The sequence below is a fragment of the Thermopetrobacter sp. TC1 genome, from assembly GCF_000746275.1.
In the GTDB taxonomy this organism is placed as follows: Bacteria; Pseudomonadota; Alphaproteobacteria; order Rhizobiales; family Aestuariivirgaceae; genus Thermopetrobacter.
In genome coordinates this window covers 163,953-181,218 of record NZ_KN050828.1, presented here as the reverse complement: position 1 = coordinate 181,218, position 17,266 = coordinate 163,953, and the positions used below count along the sequence as shown (strand labels likewise).

15 protein-coding genes, 1 tRNA gene and 1 riboswitch are annotated in these 17,266 nt (G+C 62.1%); of the genes, 11 read left to right on the top strand and 5 right to left on the bottom strand.

Going from position 1 to position 17,266, the window contains the following annotated elements:
• Positions 1–43: 43 nt before the first annotated feature.
• Positions 44–232 carry a hypothetical protein gene (locus tag EK16_RS04565; protein ID WP_197059661.1) on the bottom strand — a complete coding sequence of 63 codons (189 nt, stop codon included), beginning with the start codon at positions 230–232 and terminating at the stop codon, positions 44–46.
• Between the two features lie 184 nt (positions 233–416).
• On the opposite strand from EK16_RS04565, the gene EK16_RS04560 reads away from it, so the two are divergent.
• Positions 417–491 (top strand) — tRNA-Thr (locus EK16_RS04560).
• 90 nt (positions 492–581) lie between these two features.
• Here EK16_RS04560 and EK16_RS04555 read toward each other — a convergent pair.
• The 4 genes from EK16_RS04555 to EK16_RS04540 form a co-directional block, all read right to left on the bottom strand.
• Positions 582–1,364: a S41 family peptidase gene (locus EK16_RS04555; protein WP_038034989.1), complete on the bottom strand. Its 783-nt coding sequence runs from the start codon at positions 1,362–1,364 to the stop codon at positions 582–584.
• A 247-nt stretch (positions 1,365–1,611) separates the two neighbouring features.
• Positions 1,612–2,823: a YncE family protein gene (locus EK16_RS04550; RefSeq protein WP_038034988.1), complete on the bottom strand. Its 1,212-nt coding sequence runs from the start codon at positions 2,821–2,823 to the stop codon at positions 1,612–1,614.
• A gap of 184 nt (positions 2,824–3,007) precedes the next feature.
• Positions 3,008–3,306: riboswitch (cobalamin riboswitch) on the bottom strand.
• A gap of 164 nt (positions 3,307–3,470) precedes the next feature.
• Entirely contained in the window at positions 3,471–5,429 is a 1,959-nt protein-coding gene (locus EK16_RS04545; protein WP_038034986.1) for an autotransporter outer membrane beta-barrel domain-containing protein, read from the bottom strand.
• A 212-nt stretch (positions 5,430–5,641) separates the two neighbouring features.
• Positions 5,642–6,385, bottom strand: coding sequence for a TerC family protein (locus EK16_RS04540; RefSeq protein ID WP_038034984.1), 744 nt, complete (start codon positions 6,383–6,385; stop codon positions 5,642–5,644).
• 549 nt (positions 6,386–6,934) lie between these two features.
• Here EK16_RS04540 and EK16_RS04535 point away from each other — a divergent pair.
• The 10 genes from EK16_RS04535 (at position 6,935) to flhA (ending at position 17,258) form a co-directional block, all read left to right on the top strand.
• Entirely contained in the window at positions 6,935–7,960 is a 1,026-nt protein-coding gene (locus EK16_RS04535) for an aspartate-semialdehyde dehydrogenase (protein ID WP_038034983.1), read from the top strand.
• 428 nt (positions 7,961–8,388) lie between these two features.
• Positions 8,389–9,162 (top strand): response regulator transcription factor, encoded by a 774-nt coding sequence (locus tag EK16_RS04530; protein WP_051928939.1) that lies wholly within the window; start codon positions 8,389–8,391, stop codon positions 9,160–9,162.
• A gap of 226 nt (positions 9,163–9,388) precedes the next feature.
• Entirely contained in the window at positions 9,389–10,651 is a 1,263-nt protein-coding gene (locus EK16_RS04525) for a flagellar hook protein FlgE (protein WP_038034981.1), read from the top strand.
• A 40-nt stretch (positions 10,652–10,691) separates the two neighbouring features.
• Positions 10,692–12,155: a flagellar hook-associated protein FlgK gene (gene flgK / locus EK16_RS04520; protein ID WP_038034980.1), complete on the top strand. Its 1,464-nt coding sequence runs from the start codon at positions 10,692–10,694 to the stop codon at positions 12,153–12,155.
• A 236-nt stretch (positions 12,156–12,391) separates the two neighbouring features.
• Positions 12,392–13,441, top strand: coding sequence for a flagellar hook-associated family protein (locus EK16_RS04515; RefSeq protein WP_051928938.1), 1,050 nt, complete (start codon positions 12,392–12,394; stop codon positions 13,439–13,441).
• A gap of 25 nt (positions 13,442–13,466) precedes the next feature.
• A complete protein-coding gene (gene flaF / locus EK16_RS04510; RefSeq protein WP_038034978.1) occupies positions 13,467–13,817 on the top strand; it encodes a flagellar biosynthesis regulator FlaF in 351 nt (116 codons plus the stop codon).
• Positions 13,814–14,398 carry a flagellar biosynthesis repressor FlbT gene (flbT, locus tag EK16_RS11440; RefSeq protein ID WP_051928937.1) on the top strand — a complete coding sequence of 195 codons (585 nt, stop codon included), beginning with the start codon at positions 13,814–13,816 and terminating at the stop codon, positions 14,396–14,398. Before flaF ends, flbT begins: the two co-directional genes overlap by 4 nt.
• Positions 14,395–14,814, top strand: coding sequence for a flagellar hook assembly protein FlgD (flgD, locus tag EK16_RS04500; protein ID WP_051928936.1), 420 nt, complete (start codon positions 14,395–14,397; stop codon positions 14,812–14,814). Before flbT ends, flgD begins: the two co-directional genes overlap by 4 nt.
• Before the next feature lie 25 nt (positions 14,815–14,839).
• On the top strand, positions 14,840–15,106 hold the full coding sequence (gene fliQ / locus EK16_RS04495; RefSeq protein ID WP_038034977.1) for a flagellar biosynthesis protein FliQ: 267 nt from the start codon (positions 14,840–14,842) through the stop codon (positions 15,104–15,106).
• 97 nt (positions 15,107–15,203) lie between these two features.
• Entirely contained in the window at positions 15,204–17,258 is a 2,055-nt protein-coding gene (gene flhA / locus EK16_RS04490; protein WP_051929105.1) for a flagellar biosynthesis protein FlhA, read from the top strand.
• Positions 17,259–17,266 lie beyond the last annotated feature (8 nt).

The window sequence follows — 17,266 nt, the reverse complement described above, 5'->3', positions numbered from 1 at the left end:
TCCCCTCTTTTTGGCTCATGCCGCAGGTCCATGGCTGTTTTCTTCAGCGCGCCGGTTCTTCGCTATCCGCATCGGGTTCGGAACAAGGCCCATCAGCAGACAGGCCCGTTTTTTCACGCTTTTCGGCATTGGCGATGTCCTGTTGTCTGCGGGCGCGCGCCTGTGCCTTGCGGCGGGCGAGATTGGCGCGCAGCTGTGCGGCCAGTTCCGCCTTGTCCGGTTTGCGTCCCATGACAATCCCCATCCCTTTTCTTGCGCTGCAACATCACTTGCCCCTTGAGCGCCAAAACGGCAAGGCCAGGGGGAGGCGCATGCGAAAAATCCCTCTTGAAATGCGGCGGAAATCGCGCCATAAGCGGCTTGCCGCTCATGCGGGGCAAAACCTGCCTGATCAGGCATGAGCGCCTCGTTTGGCTGCTGCCGTAGCTCAGGGGTAGAGCACTCCCTTGGTAAGGGAGAGGTCGTGCGTTCAATTCGCACCGGCAGCACCATTTCCCCCTTCGCTTTTGCACGCCTTTCTCACCGGCAAACAGACAGCGCTCTGGCGATATCGCATTTTGAGGGATTGCGCCCCTTACCAATCAGGGCGCCGTTTCCGCTGCGTCTTCATGGGCAGAAGATATATCGAGCGGCCCATCCGGTTTCAAACCGCCGGCAAGTGTTTCTCCGGGAATGACGATGCGTTCCGCCGGCACCAGCAGCCGCCAGTCGTGGGAAACGGCGACAGGGCGCAAGATCCAGTCCTTGCCGAAGGTGCGGCGCCCCAGAATGCGCGCGCCCGCATGCCGCCGCAGAAGGGCGGCGAAGACTTCGGCGCTGCTTGCCGTTTTGTCATTCACCAGCACTTCGATGCGTACGCCTTTGAGGTTTTTCTTCAGCAGGGCAGGCTCTTCTGCGAAAAGGGCGATCCAGCGCAAGGATCCCTGCCGGTTTTTCAGGGCGAAGGCACGCGGCACCGGCCCCAGCAGGCCGCCGGCCAGCCGCAGCATGCCGCGCAACGATCCGCCGGGATGATCACGCAAATCGAACTGCACCGTGTGAAAGGCAAATCCACCTGTTGATGTGCGCGCCGTCAGCGCCGCCCGGATCTCGCGCAAGGCCCGACGGCCGAAACGGATGATGCGCAGGCGGATGATCCCTTTGCCCGGATGCGTGATGTCGGTGAGTGTCGGTAGGGAGCGAACGAAACGAATGGTATCGGTATCGGGATGCATGATGCGCTCCAGTCGCGCCCGGTGGCCGAGCGCCCTTTGCAGATGCTTTCCGATGCAAGGCCAGCGGCCCTTGCAGATGCCAAAAACCCTTTCCGGTGCGGGCAGCGTTTTGCCGGTGATGCGTGCCACCTCCCGCCAGAGATGACGCATGCGCACAGGCAAGGCGGAGTGCTTGTACGTTCGGACGCCGGAGGCGGGTTGTGCGGCATGTGCTCGGGGAAAGGACATGTCGACTGCGGAACCGGTCTTCCGAGCTGGCGCCGGAAGGTCCTGACGCAGGCCCATGATCAGGATGAGACACGCAAGCATAGCCCCGCCCGCCCGAGACGGGCGGAGCCGCCATCTTTGCAATCCTTTTCCGCAGGATCTGTCCGTCATGGCCCCGGCCGGGCCGTCCTCAGTGGCAATAATTGAGCGCACCGACCATGTGCGCGCCCCAGGGTTCGCTGCCCACGCCGGAAATGCGTTTGATCAGCCGCCGGGTACGCGTATCGATCAACGCCACCTGATCCAGGCCGGACAAGGCCACATAGAGCTTCTTGCCATCCGGGGTCACCACGCCGGTCTCCGGGGTGGCTCCCTTGCCGAGACCGATGATGCCGGCGTTCTCCATCTTGAGAAGATCGAGAATCACCAGCCTGTCCGCGCCGCGCGAAATGACAAAGGCCACTGTTTCGAACCAGCCGGTGTTCACGCCCGTCATGTCGGCCGCGCCCTTCAGCCGCGCCACCTCCTTGAAGGGCGAGCGCGTGGAGACGATGGAAACGCTGCCATCACCGTTGTTGGGAATGATCATGAAGCGGCCATCGGCCGTGGAATAGGCCCGCCAGGGCAGCCGGCCAAGGCGCAGGGTCTTCAGCGTGCGGCGCGTGCGCAGATCGATCACCGCCATGGCATCGCCGTCGCCATAGGCGGCAAAGCCCAGCCGCCCGTCCGGCGTGCGGGTGACATTGATGATGCCCTGATGCTCCTCTTCCGATCCCGGCAGGGCGGCCAGGGCCACATTCTCGCCCACGCCGATCTCGTCGATCACCGCGCCCCTGGCCACGTCGATGACGGAAATGAAATTGGCGCCCAGATTGCCCACATAAATGAAACGGCCGTCGGGGCTGAATGTCATGTTGTGCGGTTCGAACAGGCCGGTGATGCGCCGCACTTCCCGTTTCTCATCCAGACGCACGAGCGAAACGGTGCCTTCGCCGATGTTGCCTACCGCCGCCAGGGTGCCGCGCGGGGAAAGCTCCATGTGTTCCGGCTCATGCCCCAGAGGCAGGGTGGCCTCCGTGCGCAGGCTGGCCAGATCGATGATGGAGACGGTGTTGTCCTCGATATTGGTGGCAATCAGCTTGCCCAGCACGTCGGAAACGGCCACCTGATGCGGCACATTGCCCACCGGCACGCGAGCGATGACCACATCCCTGTCCGTATCGATGATGGCCACGTCCGCCGAATTGCGGTTGGGCACGAAGACATAATGGTCGTAAGGTGCCTGCAAGCCCGCTTGCGGCAAGGCCGCTGCATGGGCACGTGCCCATCGCCCACCGGCAAGGCCAAACGCACCGGCAGCAAAAGCGGAATGAAGAAATCGTCTGCGATTGATCTTGGACATGACCCGGTTCTCCTTACGCTTTGGATGATTGTCTGGGGTCATGCCAGCAGCAGGAGGCATGCGGCGAAAACCGCACGGATGGACTTGCGAAGGCGCACCTCTGCCCCGTTTTCGGATCAATTCCCGAAAAAGCAGAAGCACACCTACGGGTCCTTCGGCTTCGGGGACACCCCGCCCCGATCCTGCCGATGGCATGGCGGCCGGCAGGTCTCCTGGCTTGCGGCTCGGGCGCTCCTTGAGGGTGGCGCGTCTCCTCACAGCGATTCATCGCCGCCCTCGGAATGGGCTTCGCCGGGCCTTCCCGATTCGGCGGCGTGCTCCTGCGGCAACGGATGCCGAAAGGCGCGCAACCACGTTCGAATCAGTGACCATGATGGCGAAGCGAGCTCGCCGCTCACAGTTGCGGGGGCAGCCGCGGATTTTCACCGCGTTCCCTCTTCAAGCGGCAAAGACTGATCCTTTGCCGCCCTCGCCTTCCCCAATGGGGAAGAACCGACCGCAAAGTTCAGGCTAATGCTCCCGAAAAGAAAGCGCAAGTCACTTGCAGTTTGTGTAAGGACAAGTTTGTCAGACCAGATGGGAAAGGCCCGGGCGCGCCTGGCAACCCGGGCCATCCTGTGAGCAAGCTTCGAAAAAAAGGGGAGGGATCAGAAATTGATGGCGTAACCGATGCGACCGGAAAGCCCCGCGGCATCCTTGCCACCGAACGTGGCTTCCATGTCCAGCATCAGATGACTGTTCTGGCTCAGAGACAGGGCCGCGCCAATGCCGGCGAAGCCTGCGATGACGTTGCGTTTCACCGATGCCGTCAAGGGCACGCTCATGTCCCCTATGCGCGCGCTCGGGGCATCCTTGTCAAAGCGGGAGAAATCCACGCCAATCCGCGAGGAAATCTGCAACAGGCCGCTTTCCAGCTCCATGGTCTTGTAAAGGGCAAGCTGCGCGCGTCCGCCCCAGGAGAGGCTCGTGTGCTTGCCCACGTCATAGGCGGCCACGGAGCCGCTTTCGCGATAGGCCTCGTTGCGCGCCCAGGTGAGGCGGGCGGAAAGCCCGGGCTGCAGAACGAAGCCGTTGTTGAACGTCGCGATATCCCAGCCAATGCCGACATGACCGGAAAGGAAGAGGCTGTCGTATTTGCCGCGCACCTGTGCCATGCCGCCCGGCGCCATGTTGTCAAGGATCGTTCGCCGGGTGTGATTTTTCATGATGCCGCCGGAAAAGACGCCGCTGAGATGCAGCGCGCCGCTGTGCCAGCCGGCCTGAATGCCGCCAAAGAACAGATCCGACTTCATGCGCGCGGCTGAGTCGCTCTCGCCCGATTCCGCCATGGAGCGACCATGGCCGCCGCCGGCGAACAGCCCCACGATCAGGTTTTCCCCGCGCCATTGCAAACCGGCCAGTCCGCCGCCCAGGCGATGTTCCACATTGTCCGTCACACCCTTGCCGGGCAGGGTGCCGATCCCGCCAATGCCGGTGAGAAAGGCCACAAGCCCGCTGCCGGGCATGTCGGCCACCGAGGCGGATGAGCCGCTGACCGGCTGAATGCGCATGCCGCCCGCCCCCATGGCCGCGTTGGCCGCACGCGCAATCTGCCCGGCCGCCACCGGCGCCAGGGTCGAGGCCAGGTCAATGCCGGAAGACGAGAGCGCGATCACCCGGTTGTTGGCCTTGTCATAGATCAGCGGCATGGAGCTGATGAATGTGGCATTTTTGATATTGTCCACGGTCAGAACCGTGGTCATGCCGGTGTTGATGTGAATGGTCGAGCTCGTGCCCACCATGACGAGGCCTTGCAGCCGGCTTCCGGGTTCGAGCACGAGCGTGTTGTTGATCCCGGAGAAGGCGATCGCGGCATCACCACCGCCGAAGATCCGTCCCGAATTGACGATTTTCACACCGCCGCCGAAGCCGTGGAAGGTGAGCGCCCGCCCCTTGGCGGAATAAATGGTGCCGGTATTGGTGATCTGACTTTCGCTTCCGGCTCTGACGGGGTCACCCCGCTCCCCGCTCGCGGTGATCGTGCCCGTATTGATGATCACGATACGCCGTTCGCCGCTAATGCCTGTGGCCTCATAGCCTGAAGTGGAAATCGTGCCGCTGTTGGTAATCGTGGCATCGTCATTGCGGACGCGGATGCCATGGGAATAGGGGCTGTCGGTCTTAATGGTCCCGGTATTGTTGACGGTGAGATGCCTTCCGCTGGCGTCGATGCCATCAGCGCCGTTGTCCCATGTATTGCCTGATGTCGTTATCTGCCCCTTATTGATGATCGTGACATTGTCTCCGCCCGCTTCTATTCCATCAGCGATGTCGCCCTTGGCTTCAATTTTCCCTTCATTGATGATGGTGGAATTTCCATAGGTATGGACCGCATTGGCATTGAAGCCCTCTGTGCTGATTGTTCCCTTGTTGGTCACATGCGCAGAGCTACCGATCTGAAGCGTTCCATACAATTTCTCACCATCGGCAATGATGCAGCTTTCGTTGTCCGGCACAGGGTTGGGACATGCTGCATGAGCTGTTTTGCCCGCCAGAACGGAAAGAAACACAAGCCCGAGAGCAGTGCTCGCCATGCAGCGCAGGCGCAACTTTTGCGATATGGACATGATCGAATCCCCCGCCTGAATGAATCAATCATGGATTGTATATATCACAGGTTGCAAATAGTGACAATAATCGTAAACGAAGGGTTAACGACACGTTTCAGAGCGAGGGAGTAATCTGGTTGAAACAAAGGGAATGTGAGATAGCAATTTGAAAAAAAGAAACTTTCTCTGACTGCAGTCGGGGACCGCCACCCGAAAAACCATAGGCAGGGTCAGCTTCGGGAAATCTTCTGCGCCTTTCGGCCTCGCCGTCTTCTCACCCAACCGTTGATTCCCTCCACCGTCAGGGAGAAGAGTATGGCGAAATAGACATACCCGCGTGGGATGTGGAAATGCAGCCCGTCCGCCACCAGAACCACGCCAATGAGCAGAATGAAGGACAGCGCCAGCAGCTTGATGGAAAGGTGACGCTCGATGAACTGGCTCACCGGGCGGGCGAAGATCATCATCACCACGATGGCCACCACATTGGCCAGGATCATCACCGGCAGAAACTGGGTCATGGCCACGGCGGTGATGATGGAATCGAGGGCAAAGACCATGTCCACGACCATGATGGTCACGACCACGCCGAAAAAGCCATGGGCCTTCGGCGTGATGGTCATCTCCTCATCATCTGCCTCGGCCTCCTCGTGAATTTCCCGCGTGGCCTTCCAGATGAGATAAAGCCCGCCGATGAGCAGGATCAAATCGCGCCAGGAAAGGGAGAAATCGAGAACGACAAACACCGGCCGGGTTAAGTGCGTGGTGATCCACACAAGCCCGATGAGCATGCCGATGCGCAAGACAAGGGCTCCGATCAGGCCGATTTTCTGCGCTTTCGGACGCTCCTCTTCCGGCAGGCGGCGCGAGGCCACCGCCAGAAAGACGAGATTGTCGATCCCCAGAACGATTTCGAGAAGAACGAGCGTGGCCAGACTGAGCCAGCCCTCGAGCGTGAACAGCCAGTCGAACATTCCCAGTCCCAAACACCGGCTTTTGTCTGCCGGCGCACCCCCGGTCGCGATTCGTTTGCAAGACAGGTTGACGCGGATTGAAGCGCGGAACAAGCCCGAAAGTGCCGTTTGATACACAACAGCCCCATTGACGGATACAGGCCACCGGGGTTAGAACGCCGCCGAAAGCAAAAAGGCGTAAGGCCTTTTTTCAGACATTCCTCGATATGCTTGTCGGTCAGGGCGTAAAAAGCGAGACCGGCACAGCATCCGAAAGAGGCAGAACGAGAGCGCGGCATGCGGTATCTGAATGAGATAAACACCGCCATGATCCGTTGCCGTCAGACCATGACGGCAGCGCGTTGCCGCATGCCCGCTGCCTGCGCCCGGTTTACGCGCGCTGACAAACGCGGTTTCACCACCAAAACCACCACCAAAACCTGATCCCTCCCCCGGGCCTCTCCTCCCGCCGGGGGAGAGGCGAACGATGACCTGCCGGCAGGCGACGGAAAACGGATCCGTCCGGGAGCGGCAAGGAAACAGACTGGGGATCCTTCAAGGAGTAACACGATGGGTTACAAGGTTGCCGTTGTCGGGGCCACGGGCAACGTGGGCCGCGAGATGCTCAACATCCTCGCCGAACGCGAGTTTCCCGTGGACGAGATTCACGCCATCGCATCCCGCCGCTCGCTGGGCGTGGAAGTGTCCTTTGGCGATGATGTGGTCAAGTGTGAGGATCTGGAGCAGTTCGACTTCTCCAAGGTGGACTTCTGCCTGATGTCCGCCGGCTCCAAGGTCTCCAAGGAATGGGCGCCGAAGATCGGCAAGGCCGGCGCCATCGTCATCGACAATTCTTCCTGCTGGCGGTACGAGCCGGATATTCCCCTCGTGGTGCCGGAGGTGAACGCGCACGTCCTCGAGGACTGGGCGCGCGATGAGAACCGCCGCAACATCATCGCCAATCCCAATTGCTCCACCGCCCAGCTTGTCGTCGTTCTCAAGCCCCTGCACGACCGCTATGGCATCAAGCGCGTCGTCGTCTCCACCTATCAGTCCGTTTCCGGCGCCGGCAAGGCGGCCATGGACGAGCTGTGGAACCAGACCAAGGGCATCTTCGTCAACGATATGCCCGAGCCCGTGAATTTCCCCAAGCAGATTGCCTTTAACGTCATACCGCACATCGATATCTTCATGGATGACGGCTACACCAAAGAAGAGTGGAAGCTAAACGCCGAGACCAAGAAGATCCTCGATCCCAACATCAAGGTGACCGCCACCGCGGTGCGCGTGCCCACCTTTGTCGGCCATGGCGAGGCGGTGAACATCGAGTTCGAAAGGGAAGTGGACGAAAACGAGGCCCGCGAGATCCTGCGCGAGGCGCCCGGTGTTCTCGTCGTCGACAAGCGCGAGCCCGGCGGCTACATCACCCCGGTGGAGTGCGTCGGCGACTATGCCACCTATGTCTCCCGCATCCGCACCGATTCCACGGTGGACAACGGCCTCGCCCTGTGGGTGGTCTCAGACAATCTGCGCAAGGGCGCGGCGCTGAACACCGTGCAGATCGCCGAATCCCTCATCAACCGCGGGCTGGTCTGATCGCCCCAGAACCGGCCAGGTGAGAACACCATCATCCAGGCCCGTCATGCCGACGGGCCTTTTTCATGCCGGACCGCATGCTGCAAGCTCCTCATTCCGGGGTGAAATCAGGGAAAATCAGCCTCTCAAAACGGGTGATTCATGCGCAATTCGATCAGGCTTCCCGGCGGATCGCAAGGAAAGGCGCAAGGTTCAGCGGTGTGTCCTGGGGCAGGATGGCATGTTCGGGATACGACTATAACCCATTGAAAATAAAGAGATATTCAAACCCCTTTATGCGAGCAACGAATCATTTTGGCAAAATTTTGGAAAAATTGTGGCGCCTGTCAATCTGCAGAAGCTGCAAGTGTGCAGATTCGGCACACTTATCCACAATCTCCCGTGATTCGATTGCCAAATGGTTAATCGGTCGAGAGGGGAGAGAGGCAATGATCATCATCGTTGACAGGCGCCAGCTCGTTCTTGAGGGCTACAAGAGCAGTTTCGACCGCGAGGGTGTGGCCGCCGCCGGCTTTGACCCGCGCGAGTTTCACGAGTGGCTCAAGGCCACCTCCGAGGAGGTGCTGACCGCGGTGGAAGCCGTGCTCCTCGGCGATTGCTGCCCGGAGGGCGAGCGTCTGCCGCATCTCATTCGCGAGAAGATGCTGGCGCCGGTCATCGCCATGAGCGATTCCAGTGCGCTTGATGATGTGCTGCGCCTGTTCTCCGCCGGCGTGGATGACGTGGTGCGCAAGCCCGTGCATGTGCGCGAGATCCTGGCGCGCGCCAATGCCATCATGGCCCGTCTGCGCAGCCGCGAGCGCATTCTGCAGGCGGGGCCCATCCGCCTCTATGCCGACGGTCGTCCGCCGGAGATCAATGGCGAGCCGTTGCAATTGCCGCGGCGTGAATACCGCATTCTCCACTATCTGGTCACCCACAAGAACCGCCGGGTCACCAAGGCGCAGCTGTTCGATTATGTCTATGGCATTTTCGAGGATGACGTGGAGGAGTGCGTCATCGAAAGCCACATCTCCAAGCTGCGCAAGAAATTGCGGGCGCGGTTGGGTTATGACCCCATCGATTCCCGCCGCTACCTCGGCTACTGCCTGCATGAGCAGCCGCCGGAGAAGGCGCGCGAGAGGACTTCCCGCAAGAAGTCCGCTTCCCGCACGGCCAAGCCCACGCCCGCCCTTGAGGACGCCGAGCTGAAGGCCGCCTGAGCAACTGCCGTTCCCCCTCCATGGCGCGGTCTTACCTCTCCCGACCTTGCCTCCCCGCCGCGCCGAACTGGCCGCATTCCCCGAAACCCTCTCCCTTCGCGGAATGCGGCCCCTTCTTTTGCGCGTAAAGACACCTTGGCTGCCACACCCCCGGCAAGGCAGGGGCAAGGTTGCCCGTGCACCCTGTCAGGCAAGGACCATCCGCATCAGATACGGGAGCTGGACCATGTCCATCGGCAATATCATGCGCACCGGTGTTTCCGGCATGCTGGCGCAGGGCAACAAGCTTTCCGCCGTGGCCGACAACATCGCCAATTCCGACACCGTGGGGTATAAGCGCGCCGAGGCCGAATTCTCGTCCATGATCCCGCAACACCTGACCGGAAAATACGTCTCCGGCGGTGTCACCACCACCATCCGCCGTCATGTGTCCGAGCAGGGCACGCTGATGAATACCACCTCCATCACCGATCTCGCCGTGGCCGGTGATGGCTTTTTCATCGTCGAGAACGCAGCCGGCGAACGTTTTCTCACCCGCGCCGGAAATTTCGTGCCTGATGCGCAAGGCTATCTCGTCAATGCCGCCGGTTTCTACCTTCTCGGTTTCGACATCACCGACGGCAGCGATCCGAACGTAACCGCCAATGGCTTTGCCGGGCTGCAAAGGGTGCGCCAGTCCGAGCAGGCGCTGGAAGCAACCCCGACCACGCTGGGCACCCTGCGGTTCAACCTCGATGCCGACGAGACCGTGATTGCGGCCGCCGACCTGCCATCGGCCAATGCCGCCACGGCCCAGTATTCCGCCAAGACCTCCCTGGTGGTGCATGACAATCTCGGCGGCGAGAAGCTCCTTGACTTCTATTTCTCCAAGACGGGCGCCAACACCTGGGAAGTGGCCGTGTTCGACCAGGAACAGGCCGCCGCTGGCGGGCCGTTTCCCTATGGAAGCGGTCCGCTGGCCACCTTCACCCTGCAGTTTGACGGCACTACCGGCAAGCTCGTCTCTCCGGCCTCCGGCACGCTTTCCATCCCCGTGCCCGATGGCCAGACCATGACCCTGGATATCACCGGCTCCACGCAATACGCCGCACCGTTCAACGTGCTGGACGTGGATGTCAACGGCAATGCCGCCACCGGCTACAGGCTGTTCAAGATCAGCGAGGACGGTGTCATGTACGGCACCTTCCCCAATGGTGAAAAGCGGCCGACCTACCGCATCCCGCTGGCCACGGTGCGCAGCCCCGACAACATGAAGCTCCTGCCCGGAGACGTCTTCACCCAGACCGACACCTCCGGCGATGTGCTCGTTGGTTTTCCGCGCGAGGGCAATTTCGGAAAGATCATCTCCGGGGCCAAGGAGCAGTCCACCGTGGACCTCGCATCGGAGCTCACCGCGATGATCGAGGCCCAGCGCGCCTATACGGCCAATTCCAAGTCGTTCATGACCGGCGCGGAACTGATGGATGTCGCCGTCAACCTCAAGCGCTGATGGCCGTTCGAGTTTCACTGATGGCAGGAGGTGATCCGAGATGACGCTGGGTGCGGTTCTCAATTCGGCCCGCTCGTCCCTCTCGGCGCTGTCGGAGAAATCGCGCGTCGTCTCGGAGAACATCGCCAACATCGACAACCCGGATTTCTCCCGTCGTGAGACGGGAAACGTCATGGGCTATCACGGCATCCGCCGCGTCGCCGTCTGGCGGGCGGAGGACCGTGACATCTTCGCCCAGATGCTCTCTTATACTGCCGATCACGCCGGGCATGAAACCTTGAGCAAGGGGCTGGATCAGCTCTCCCGTGCCTTCGGCGGCCCCGATGGCGAGACCTCGCCCGCCGCGCTTCTCTCCCGGCTGCGGCAGGACATTCAGGCCTTCGCCGCCATGCCGGACAATGCCGCCGCCGCGCGTCAGACCATCGTCTCCGCCCGTGCCCTTGTGGATGCCCTGCATCGCGGCGCTGCCGCCGTTCAGGACCTGCGCACCCAGGCCGATGCCGAGGTGGCGCGTTCCGTTGACCGCATCAACGAGGCTCTGGCGCGCTTTCACGAGGCCAACGCCGCCATTGTCAGCGGCCGGCTGAACGATGCCGATCTTGCCCGCGAGAAGGATGCCCGCGATGCCGCGCTTGCCGATCTGGCGGAAGAGATCGACATCCGCACCGTGCAGCGTGATAACGGCGGCCTTGCCATCTACACCACAGGCGGTGCCGTGCTTTACGAACGGGAGCCGCGCGCGGTCACCTTCACCCCATCCGGCATTCTCGGGCCGGGCGCACCGGGTGCGCAGGTCTATGTGGACGGCGTGCCGGTGACCGGCGATGCCGCCGTCATGAAGCTCAAGTCCGGCCGGCTGAAGGCATGGATGACATTGCGCGATGAAAAGGCGCTCGCCTGGCAGGCGCAGCTTGATGAAATGGCCCGCGGTCTCATTGAGGCCTTTGCTGAACATGATCAGGCCTCCCCACCAGGGCCGGATCGCGCCGGACTGTTCACCTGGTCGGGTGGTCCCGCCGTGCCCGCCTCGGGCGTCCTGGTGCCGGGGCTGGCCGCCGATATCCGCATCCATGCCGCCGTTGATCCCGATCAGGGCGGCAATCCCTTCCTGCTGCGTGATGGCGGCATCAACGGCGCTTCTTATGTCGTGAATGTCAATGGTCTTACCGGCTTCACCGACCGGCTGCTGGAGCTGGATGCGGAGCTGGCGCGCGCGCGCCCGTTCGATCCTGCCGCCGGGCTTGGCGCAAGCGCCGATCTTGCCGGCTACATGGGCGATTCCGTGGCCTGGCTGGAACAGGAAAGGGCCAACGCCGTGCGCGATACGGACTATTCCGCCGCACTGCTCACCCGGGCCTCGGAGGCCTTGTCGCGCAAGACCGGCGTCAACCTTGATGATGAGATGGCCAACATGATGCGCATCGAGCGCACCTACCAGGCCTCGGCCCGGCTCATTTCCGCCGTGGATGAGATGCTTGCCGCCCTGCTGCGCGCGGCCGGATGAGAAGGGCTTGCACAGGCAACACGGTGATGAGCCGGGCATATGACGGAACACGATAAGGAACATGCACATTACACGACACAACGTTGCCATCTTTCTCGTCACCCCGGCGAAAGCCGGGGTCTCGGGCCGCAAACTCATGAATTTGTGGCCTTAGATACCGGCTTTCGCCGGTATGACGATGCATACGTCTTGTAGTGTGAGGAACATGACGGGGGCATGCAGAAGGTGATACGGCGATGAAATCGGCTCTGGTGCCACCCCTGACCACGCCATGGTCCACTCCGGCGGCGACCACAACCGCCCGCCGCGAGCTGGAAAAGGCCAACCTGCAGCTCGCTACCGGCAAGCATGCCGATGTCGGCCTCGTCATGGGCGGGCGCTCCGATCTGCTCGTGGATGCCCATGCCCAGGAGGTTCTCCTCGATGGCCTTCTTCAGGATGCCGTCATTTCCGAAAACAGATTGCAGGTCATTCAGCAGTCCCTGCAAACCATCACCGACGACGGCCACGCCCTGGTGGAGGCGCTCCTGCCCCTGCGCACCGGTCAGGCACAGCCTGCCGTTGTCGCCGGACAGGCCAAGGCGGCACTGACGGCCTTTACCGCCGCGCTCAACGCCACCGCCGCTGGCTCTTTCATCTTCGGCGGCCAGAACCTCTCCGAGGCGCCCTTTGCCGACTGGTTCGCCGATCCGCCTTCCGCAGCGCGCACCGCGGTGGAAAACGCCTTCATCGCCCGTTTTGGCTTTCCGCCGGGTGATCCTGCCGCCGCCGGCATCACGGCCGCCGACATGCAGGACTTTCTCGACAACGATCTGGCGCCGCTCTTCGATCCGCCCAACTGGAACACGCTGTGGTCGAAGGCGACCGACGAGCCGATGAAGACGCTGATCTCGCTCAATGACGTCGCCCCCGTCACCGCCTCGGCCAACGATCCAGCGATACGCAAGCTTGCCATGGCATACGTGATGGTGGCGGGACTGGGTATCGAGACCCTCGGACGCGCCGCCCGCGACGTCGTCACCGACCGCGCCATCGAGACGATCAACGGCGCCATTGCCGGCATCAACGATCTGCGCGGCATCATCGGTGTTCAGGAAAAGAGGGTCAGCGATGCCAAGGATCGTCTGGAACTGCAGAAAGGGTGGCTGGAAAAGCAGATCGCCGGCATGGAACAGGTGGATATGCACGAAATGGCCATGCGCGTGACCGACCTCAGCAACAAGCTGGAGGCATCCTATGCGATCACGGGCCGCCTGCAGAACCTGACGTTGCTCAAGTATCTGTAAGTCAAGTCAAATCGGGGAATGGCCCATGTACAAAAAGGCCTACAAGGACATCGCCGGTGAGGATTACGCCCGGGCGCGCGAAGAGGAAGCCATGGCCATAGATTTCGCCATCGACATGCTCCGCCGCGGCGAGCAGCAGGGCATCCGTTCGGTGGAAGCGGTCAAGGCTCTGCATTTCACGCGCCGGCTGTGGCTGTTCTTCCTCGATGACCTCGCCGATCCCGCCAACGGCCTGCCCGATGATCTCAAGGCCCGGCTCATCTCCATCGGCATCTGGGTGATCAAGGAGCTGGAGCGCATCGATCGCCGCGAGCAGGACACCTTCGCCGACCTCATCGACATCATGGAAATCATCCGCGACGGACTGAAGACATGACGACACCGGACAGACCCAGCGAAAACGGGACAAAAAGACCCAACGACAACGCGTCCGCCCCCCGCGAGGGCAACAAGCCCATCCGCATTTCCCTGCGGGCCGGCGAGCGTATCTTCGTCAACGGTGCGGTCTTGCGGGTCAACAAGAAGACCTCCATCGAATTTCTCAACAATGTCGTCTTCCTGCTGGAACAGCATGTCATGCAGCCGGAGCAGGTGACCACGCCGCTGAAGAAACTCTATTTCATCATCCAGCGGCTGCTGATCGAACCGGCCAACGGCTTCACCATCCGTCAGGACTACTATCGCCAGCACCTGCGGCTGCTTGATCTCTATCGCGACAGCGACCTTGAGCCGGAACTGGCCGGCATTCGCACGCTCATCAATACGGGCCGCAACTTCGAGGCGCTCAAGAAAGTGCGGGGCCTGTTCGCGCGCGAGGCCGAGATCATGCGCGAGCGCGGCATTCCCGAAGAGCCGCAGAGCGAGGTTATGGACGAGGATGTGACCGATCTCGTGCCGCCGCGCCCGGACCGGCAGCAACAGGGCCCCAAATCGGCCATGGGAGGAGAGGGATCATGACCGGCATCGACACCCTGCCGCCGGCGAATCCGGGCGGCACTCCCCGTCCGACGCAGGAAAAGACCGGCAAGGATGCCCTCGCCGGCATGGATTATCAGGCCTTTCTCAAGCTGCTCGTGGAGCAGATGAAGAACCAGGATCCCACCAACCCCATGGACGGCACCGAATACATGGCGCAGCTTGCCACCTTCGCCCAGGTGGAACAGACGGTGCGCGCCAATGCCCGGCTGGAAGAGATCCTCACTTCCCTGTCCATGACGCAGGGCAGCGATCTTCTCGGGCGCACGGTCAGCACCATGGACGGCAGTGTTTCCGGTGTCGTCTCCGCCGTCGAGATTCTCGATGGCGGCGTCAAGCTGGTGCTTCAGGACGGAACCCGCCTCTCTTACGGGCCGGATCTTGTGGTCTCGGCCTGAGCGCGAACGGGATGGGGAAAGCGGCATGAATCAGGCCGACGCCCTGGATCTTCTGCGCGCAGCCGTCTGGGTGGTGCTCACGGCCGCCGGCCCGGCCGTGATCGCCGCCATGGTCGTGGGCGTGGTCATCGCCCTCTTTCAGGCGCTCACCCAGGTTCAGGAAGTGACGCTGACCTTCGTGCCCAAGATCGTGATCATCCTGCTGGTCATTATCGTCACCGCGCCTTTCATGGGCGGCGAGATCCAGAAGTTTGCCGAAATGGTCTACGCCCGCATCGAGAGGGGGTTCTGACATGGCGCGTGTCGAAGGCCCCGGCGGCGCCAGCGGCGCACAAGCGATTTCCGCCCTCACCGCCCCCGGTGCCGACGGCGCCGGCGAGGCCACGGCCATGCGCTATCGCCGTGATGTGGGCTTTGCCATCGGCATCGTTCTCATTCTCGTTCTTTTATTTCTGCCCATCCCCGGCTGGCTGATCGACATCGGCCTGTCCATCTCCATCGCCTTTTCCGTGCTCATTCTCATGGTGGCGCTGTGGATTCGCCATCCCCTGGAGTTTTCGGCCTTTCCCACCGTGCTTCTCATCGCCACCATGCTGCGGCTGTCGTTGAACATCGCCTCCACCCGCCTCATCCTCTCCAGCGGTCATGAGGGGGTGACCGCCGCCGGGCATGTCATCGGCGGTTTTTCCACCCTGGTGATGCGCGGCGATTTCGTCATCGGTCTCATTGTCTTCGCCATTCTGGTTACGGTGAACTTCCTGGTCATCACCAAGGGCGCCACGCGCATCGCCGAAGTGGGCGCGCGCTTCACGCTGGATGCCATTCCCGGCAAGCAGATGGCCATCGATGCCGATCTCTCCGCTGGCCTCATCGATGAGAAGGAGGCACAGCGCCGCCGTCGTCTGCTGGAGGAGGAAAGCGCCTTTTTCGGCGCCATGGATGGTGCGTCCAAGTTCGTGCGGGGGGATGCCGTCGCCGGTCTCATCATCACCGCCATCAACATCTTCGGCGGCATCGTCATCGGTGCCACCCGCCATGGCATGTCCCTTGCCGAATCGGCTGATGTGTTTACGCGCCTGTCGGTGGGCGACGGTCTGGTCTCGCAGATCCCGGCGCTGGTCGTCTCGCTGGCCGCCGGCCTGCTCGTCTCCAAGGGCGCCAATCACGGCTCGGCGGAAAAGGTTCTGCTCTCCCAGCTCGGCGGCTATCCCAAGGCCCTCATCGTCGCCGGCGCCCTGATGTATATCCTCTCCCTCGTTCCGGGCCTGCCCTTCCTGCCGTTCTTCCTGCTTGGCTCGATCCTCGCCGGCACCGGCTGGCTGATTGCGCGCCGCACCCGCCAGCAGCAGGAGGCGCAGGAAGCGGAGCGCACCGCGGAGCAGGAGGAACAAGAGGCGCGCGAGGGCGGAGAGGCCGCCGTGGCCGCATCACTGGAGGCCCCGGCGCTGGAGCTGCGGCTGGGCAAGCAGCTGGCCCTGCATTTCTACCGTCAGCAGGATGCCCTCATTCATCGCGTCAACCGCATGCGGCGGCGCTTTGCCGAGCGCTATGGGTTCATCGTTCCCGAGATTCGGCTGAGCGACGACATCGACCTCGATCCCAAGACCTATCAGATCCGCCTGCATGGCACCGTGATCGCCACCCACCGGCTCAATCCCGGCGAGGCCCTGGTCATCACCGGCGAGGGGCGCAAGCCCTCAATCCCCTGCACCGAGACGCGCGAGCCGGCCTTCAACATGCCCGCCTGCTGGATTCCTGAGCATCTGAAGGATCAGGCCCGCATGGAGGGTTTTGAGGTGGTGGACATCATGTCGGTGATGCTCACGCACTTGAGCGAGACCATCAACAACAACCTCGCCCAGCTCCTGTCCTATCGCGATGTGCGCATGCTGCTCGACAGGCTGCCGGCGGAATATCAGCGCCTCATCGACGAGATCGTGCCGGCGCAGATCACCTTTTCCGGCATTCAGGCCGTGCTCAAGCTGCTTCTGGCCGAGCGCGTCTCCATCCGCAATCTCGAGCTCATTCTCGAGGCCATTGCCGAAATCGCCCCGCATGTGCGTCGCGCAGAGCAGATCGTGGAACACGTGCGCCTGCGCCTGGCGCGCCAGATCTGCGGCGACATTGCCGAGGATGGTGTGTTGCGCGTGCTCAGGCTGGGCAACCGCTGGGATCTCGCCTTTCACGAAAGCATCCGCCGCAACGGCGATGACGTGCTGGAGTTCGATATCGATCCGCGCATGGTCGAGGAATTCTCGCAGGAAGCGGCACGGGCCATCCGCAAGCACATGGAATCGGGGCAGGAGTTCGCCCTGCTCACCGCGCCCGATGCCCGTCCCTTCGTGCGCATGATCACCGAGCGGCTTTTCCCCAATCTGCCGGTGCTTTCGCAGCTGGAAATCGCCCGCGGCGTTCAGGTGGAGATCATCGGCAGCATTTCCTGAAATTGTCC

Excerpts from the sequence above, each read along its gene's own strand:
- EK16_RS04565 (WP_197059661.1), bottom strand. The coding sequence starts at position 232 with ATGGGACGCAAACCGGACAAGGCGGAACTGGCCGCACAGCTGCGCGCC.
- EK16_RS04555 (WP_038034989.1), bottom strand. The coding sequence starts at position 1,364 with ATGCGTCATCTCTGGCGGGAGGTGGCACGCATCACCGGCAAAACGCTG.
- EK16_RS04550 (WP_038034988.1), bottom strand. The coding sequence starts at position 2,823 with ATGTCCAAGATCAATCGCAGACGATTTCTTCATTCCGCTTTTGCTGCC.
- EK16_RS04545 (WP_038034986.1), bottom strand. The coding sequence starts at position 5,429 with ATGTCCATATCGCAAAAGTTGCGCCTGCGCTGCATGGCGAGCACTGCT.
- EK16_RS04540 (WP_038034984.1), bottom strand. The coding sequence starts at position 6,385 with ATGTTCGACTGGCTGTTCACGCTCGAGGGCTGGCTCAGTCTGGCCACG.
- EK16_RS04535 (WP_038034983.1), top strand. The coding sequence starts at position 6,935 with ATGGGTTACAAGGTTGCCGTTGTCGGGGCCACGGGCAACGTGGGCCGC.
- EK16_RS04530 (WP_051928939.1), top strand. The coding sequence starts at position 8,389 with ATGATCATCATCGTTGACAGGCGCCAGCTCGTTCTTGAGGGCTACAAG.
- EK16_RS04525 (WP_038034981.1), top strand. The coding sequence starts at position 9,389 with ATGTCCATCGGCAATATCATGCGCACCGGTGTTTCCGGCATGCTGGCG.
- flgK (WP_038034980.1), top strand. The coding sequence starts at position 10,692 with ATGACGCTGGGTGCGGTTCTCAATTCGGCCCGCTCGTCCCTCTCGGCG.
- EK16_RS04515 (WP_051928938.1), top strand. The coding sequence starts at position 12,392 with ATGAAATCGGCTCTGGTGCCACCCCTGACCACGCCATGGTCCACTCCG.
- flaF (WP_038034978.1), top strand. The coding sequence starts at position 13,467 with ATGTACAAAAAGGCCTACAAGGACATCGCCGGTGAGGATTACGCCCGG.
- flbT (WP_051928937.1), top strand. The coding sequence starts at position 13,814 with ATGACGACACCGGACAGACCCAGCGAAAACGGGACAAAAAGACCCAAC.
- flgD (WP_051928936.1), top strand. The coding sequence starts at position 14,395 with ATGACCGGCATCGACACCCTGCCGCCGGCGAATCCGGGCGGCACTCCC.
- fliQ (WP_038034977.1), top strand. The coding sequence starts at position 14,840 with ATGAATCAGGCCGACGCCCTGGATCTTCTGCGCGCAGCCGTCTGGGTG.
- flhA (WP_051929105.1), top strand. The coding sequence starts at position 15,204 with ATGCGCTATCGCCGTGATGTGGGCTTTGCCATCGGCATCGTTCTCATT.